The following is a 4316-nucleotide window of genomic DNA, read 5'->3' as shown; positions in this document are numbered from 1 at the left end:
CCCGAGTACGTCCAGTACGAGGGCTTCCGGCCGGCACGCCGAGAGCACGCACCGGACGCCGCTCCTCAACGGGCAAACGTTGCCTGCCGCGGCACCAGTGGCCTTAGCGCGTTCATGCCACAGGTTTCCCGGTCCCGGGCGCGTCCCGCGCGGAGCCGCCGACGGCCCCTGGCACGGCCCCGGCATGACACCTGTCATACGGCACTCCGGACGCCCGACACTGCCCCGCCGGCGGCCCCGAAGCGACGATGTCCGTATGACAACGACAGCCTCGGTGGTCGCGTTCGACCAGGTGAGCAAGGCGTACGACGCCGTCCGGGCCGTGGACGGGCTGACCCTCGACCTCAGGCCGGGGGAGACCGTGGCCCTGCTCGGGCCCAACGGGGCCGGCAAGTCCACCACCCTCGACCTGCTGCTCGGCCTCAAGAAGCCCGACAGCGGCACGGTCCGGCTCTTCGGCACCAGCCCCCGGGACGCCATCGTCGCCGGGCGCGTGGGCGCCATGCTGCAGAGCGGCGGCCTCATGGACGAGGTCACGGTCGCCGAACTCGTGCGGCTCGCCTGCGACCTGCACCCGAAGCCGTACCGGCCCTCCGAGGTGCTGTCCCGGGCGGGCATCGCGCAGATCGCCGACCGCAAGGTCAACAAGCTCTCCGGCGGCCAGGCCCAGCGCGTCCGTTTCGCCCTCGCCACCGCCGGCGACAGCGACCTCATCGTGCTGGACGAGCCCACCACCGGCATGGACGTCACCACCCGCCAGGCCTTCTGGGCCACCATGCGCGAGCAGGCCGGCCAGGGCCGGACCGTCCTCTTCGCCACCCACTACCTCGAAGAGGCGGACGCCGTCGCCGACCGGGTCCTCGTGCTGCACCGCGGCCGGCTCCTCGCCGACGGCACCGCCGCCGAGATCAAGGCCAAGGCGGGCGTCCGCCGGGTCTCCTTCGACGTGGACGGCGCCCTCGACGAACCCGCCCTGCGCGCCCTGCCGTTCCTGACCGGGATCGACATCTCCGGCCGGACCGTGCGCATCCAGTCCGCCGGCGCCGACGCCACCGTCCACGCCCTGTACGGCCTCGGCGTCTACCCCCGCAACCTCGAGGTCGCCGGGCTCGGCCTGGAGCAGGCCTTCGTCGCCATCACCACCGCCGAGGAGGCGAAGACCCGGTGAACAGCCTGATCAAACTGGAACTCGCCCGCGCCCTGCGCAACCGCAAGTTCCTGTTCTTCTCCGTGATCTACCCGTCGGTGCTGTTTCTGATCATCGCGGGCAACGCCGACGGCGCCACGGAGATCCCCGGCAGCGGCCTGACCCTCCCGGCCTACATGATGGTCTCCATGGCGTCCTTCGGCGCCCTCACGGCCGTCCTCATGGGCAACAGCGAGCGCATCGCCAAGGAGCGCGAGTGCGGCTGGGTGCGGCAACTGCGCCTGACCCCGCTGCCGGGCCGCGGCTACGTCCTTGCCAAGACCGCGAGCGCCGCCGTCGTCAGTCTGCCGTCCATCGTCATCGTCTTCGCCGTCGCGGCGAGCGTGAAGGATGTCCGCCTGGACGCCTGGCAGTGGCTCGCCCTCACCGGCGCGATCTGGGCCGGCAGCCTCGTCTTCGCCGCGCTCGGCGTCGCCATCGGCTACCTGGCCAGCGGGGACGCGGTCCGCCCGATCACGATGATCACCTACTTCGGCCTGTCCATGCTCGGCGGTCTGTGGATGCCCACGACGACCTTCCCGGACTGGCTCCAGGACATCGCCAAGTGGCTGCCCACGCACGCGTACGCTGCCCTGGGACAGGCCATCGAGCAGAGCCGGGCCCCGCACGTCCAGGACCTCGCCGTCCTCGTGGTGTCGTTCGTCCTGTTCGCGGGCGGCGCGGCCTGGCTGTACCGGAAGGACACCCTGAAGGCGTGAGCGGCGTCGGGTTCGGCATGGGGCAGCGCCCGGTCAACCGCAAGCAGCGGGTCGTGAAGTCGCTGTGGACCGGCATCTGGCTGGTCTACCTCGGCGCACCCGTCTCCGACCTGCTGCACGGCGGCCACAGCACGGGTGTGCGGATCCTCGGCTGGCTGGGCCTGGCCGCGTTCGTGGCCTGGTACATGGTGCTGGTCTTCCGCACCGGCCGCGGTGAGCGCAACGGCCTGGTGCTCGGCTCGCTCGGGGTCCTCGCGGCCCAGTCCACGCTCCTCGCCCTCACCCTGGGCCGCGAGTGGCTGGTGCTGTTCGTGTACGTCTCGATCGCGTCCGGCGCGGCCCTGCCGCTGCGCATGGCCCGCTGGACGATCCCGGGCGCCTGCGCGCTGCTGACCGCCGTGGCGTTCGCCGTGCCGGACGGGCACTCCTACCTGGCCGGACTGCTCATCCCGGCCCTGCTCGGCGGCTTCGCGATGACGGGCGTCCGCGAACTCGTCCGGACGACCATCGCCCTGCGCGAGGCCCGCGCCACCGTCGCCCAGCTGGCCGCCAACGAGGAGCGCCTGCGGCTGGCCCGGGACCTGCACGACCTGCTCGGCCACTCCCTGTCCCTGATCACCCTCAAGAGCGAGCTGGCCGGGCGGATGCTGCCCGGACGGCCCGACGAGGCGGCCCAGCAGGTCGCCGACATCGAGCAGGTCAGCCGCCAGGCCCTCGTCGACGTACGCGAGGCCGTCACCGGCTACCGCCGCCCCCGCCTGCACGCCGAACTCGCCGGCGCCCGGGCCGCCCTGACCGCGGCCGGCGTCACCCCCGCACTCCCCGGCGAACCCGACCTCGACGGCGTGCCAGAGGAGAGCGAGTCGGCCCTCGCCTGGGCGCTGCGCGAGGCGGTCACCAACGTCGTACGGCACAGCGGCGCCCGCCGCTGCACGGTCGAGCTGCTGTGCCGCCAGACCCTGGACGGCCCGGTGCTGGAACTCACCGTCGAGGACAACGGCTCGGGCGGCGCGGGCACCGGCCAGGGCAACGGTCTCGCGGGCCTCACCGAACGCCTCACCAAGGCCGGCGGCGCCCTGGAGGCGGGCCCGCTCAAGTCCGGCTTTCGCCTGGTCGCCCGCGTGCCGACGGCCGGACCGGCGGACGTAGGATCCCCGGCATGAGCCGCACGATCAAGGTCCTGCTCGCCGAGGACCAGTCGATGGTCCGCGAGGCTTTGGCCGCCCTGCTCGGCCTGGAGGAGGACATCGAGGTCGTCGCCCAGGTGGCCCGGGGCGACGAGGTCCTGGAGGCGGCCCGCGCACACGCCGTGGACGTGGCCCTCCTGGACATCGAGATGCCCGGCGCCACGGGCATAGAGGCCGCCGCCCGCCTGCACGCGGAGCTCCCGGCCGTGAAGCTGGTCATCCTCACCACCTTCGGCCGCCCCGGCTACCTGCGCAGCGCCATGGAGTCCGGCGCCGACGCCTTCCTGGTCAAGGACGCCCCCGCCGCCCAGCTCGCCGAGGCGATCCGCAAGGTCCTCACCGGCGAACGCGTCATCGACCCGACCCTGGCGGCAGCGGCCCTGGCGGAAGGCGCCAACCCGCTGACGGACCGGGAGCGAGAGGTCCTGCGGGCCGCCGCCGACGGCTCCACCAACGCCGAACTGGCCACGGCCCTGCACCTCTCCCAGGGCACCGTCCGCAACTACCTCTCCACGGCGATCCAGAAGCTGGCCGTGCGAAACCGCGCGGAGGCGGTCCGGGTGGCACGCGAAAAGGGCTGGCTGTGAATCCGGCCTTCCAGGGGCGCGGGCGCGTCAGTTGAGCATCGCCCTGGCCGCGAAAGCCTCCCCCCGCACCCGCTCGGCAGCCCCCTCGTCCACCGCCGAGACCACGTCCGCGTAGGCCTCCAACTCCTCGGCCCCGGCCACGAACTCCCCCCGCTGGACGAGCAACTGCGCCCGCTCGTACCGCAACCGGGCCGGATGCGACGGCAGCAACAGTGACAGCTCGACCGCCCACAACGCCACGTCCGACCGCTCGGGACGGGCCGCCGCCCACGCCCGCACGTTGTTCAGGATCCGCAGCACCACATCCAGCGGATCGGCCGGCCGCAGCATCGACGGATCGATCGCCGTCCCCGTCGCCCCGGCCACCAGCAATTCGGCGTCCGCCCCGGTCAGCACCCGCCCGCCGTCGAACGGATCCGCGAGCACCTGCCCCTCGTCGGGCCCGAACCCGACCACGAAGTGCCCCGGCAGGGCCACCCCGTACACCGGTGCGCCGGCCCGCCGTGCCACCTCCAGCCACACCACCGACAGCAGGATCGGCAGCCCCCTGCGCCGCTCCAGCACCTCGTGCAGCAGCGACGACTCCAGCCGCTGGTAGTCGGCGGGGGCGCCCTGGAACCCCATCCGCTCACCGAGC

The 4316-nt window shown here is 73.1% G+C and carries 5 protein-coding genes; 4 read left to right on the top strand and 1 reads right to left on the bottom strand.

Annotation, left to right across the window (positions count from 1 at the left end):
- Positions 1-256: 256 nt before the first annotated feature.
- The 4 genes from ABZ281_RS40020 to ABZ281_RS40005 are packed head-to-tail and all read left to right on the top strand — an operon-like array spanning position 257 to position 3679.
- Entirely contained in the window at positions 257-1168 is a 912-nt protein-coding gene (locus ABZ281_RS40020; RefSeq protein WP_356662894.1) for an ABC transporter ATP-binding protein, read from the top strand.
- The gene (locus ABZ281_RS40015; protein WP_356662893.1) at positions 1165-1905 is read left to right on the top strand and encodes an ABC transporter permease; all 741 of its coding nucleotides are present in this window, start codon (positions 1165-1167) and stop codon (positions 1903-1905) included. The genes ABZ281_RS40020 and ABZ281_RS40015 overlap by 4 nt, the downstream gene beginning before the upstream one ends.
- Positions 1902-3068 (top strand): histidine kinase, encoded by a 1167-nt coding sequence (locus ABZ281_RS40010; RefSeq protein ID WP_356662892.1) that lies wholly within the window; start codon positions 1902-1904, stop codon positions 3066-3068. The genes ABZ281_RS40015 and ABZ281_RS40010 overlap by 4 nt, the downstream gene beginning before the upstream one ends.
- Complete coding sequence (locus ABZ281_RS40005) at positions 3065-3679, top strand: response regulator transcription factor (RefSeq protein ID WP_356662891.1); 615 nt, start codon at positions 3065-3067, stop codon at positions 3677-3679. The genes ABZ281_RS40010 and ABZ281_RS40005 overlap by 4 nt, the downstream gene beginning before the upstream one ends.
- A gap of 27 nt (positions 3680-3706) precedes the next feature.
- Here the strand turns inward: ABZ281_RS40005 and ABZ281_RS40000 are convergent.
- Positions 3707-4316 (bottom strand): transglutaminase-like domain-containing protein (locus ABZ281_RS40000; RefSeq protein WP_356662890.1); only part of this gene is annotated, 610 nt, incomplete at its 5' end.

Source organism: Streptomyces sp. NPDC006265, assembly GCF_040613555.1.
Taxonomy (GTDB): Bacteria; Actinomycetota; Actinomycetes; order Streptomycetales; family Streptomycetaceae; genus Streptomyces.
The sequence above is the reverse complement of the archived record's forward strand: the minus strand, read 5'-3'. Positions and strand labels throughout refer to the sequence as shown.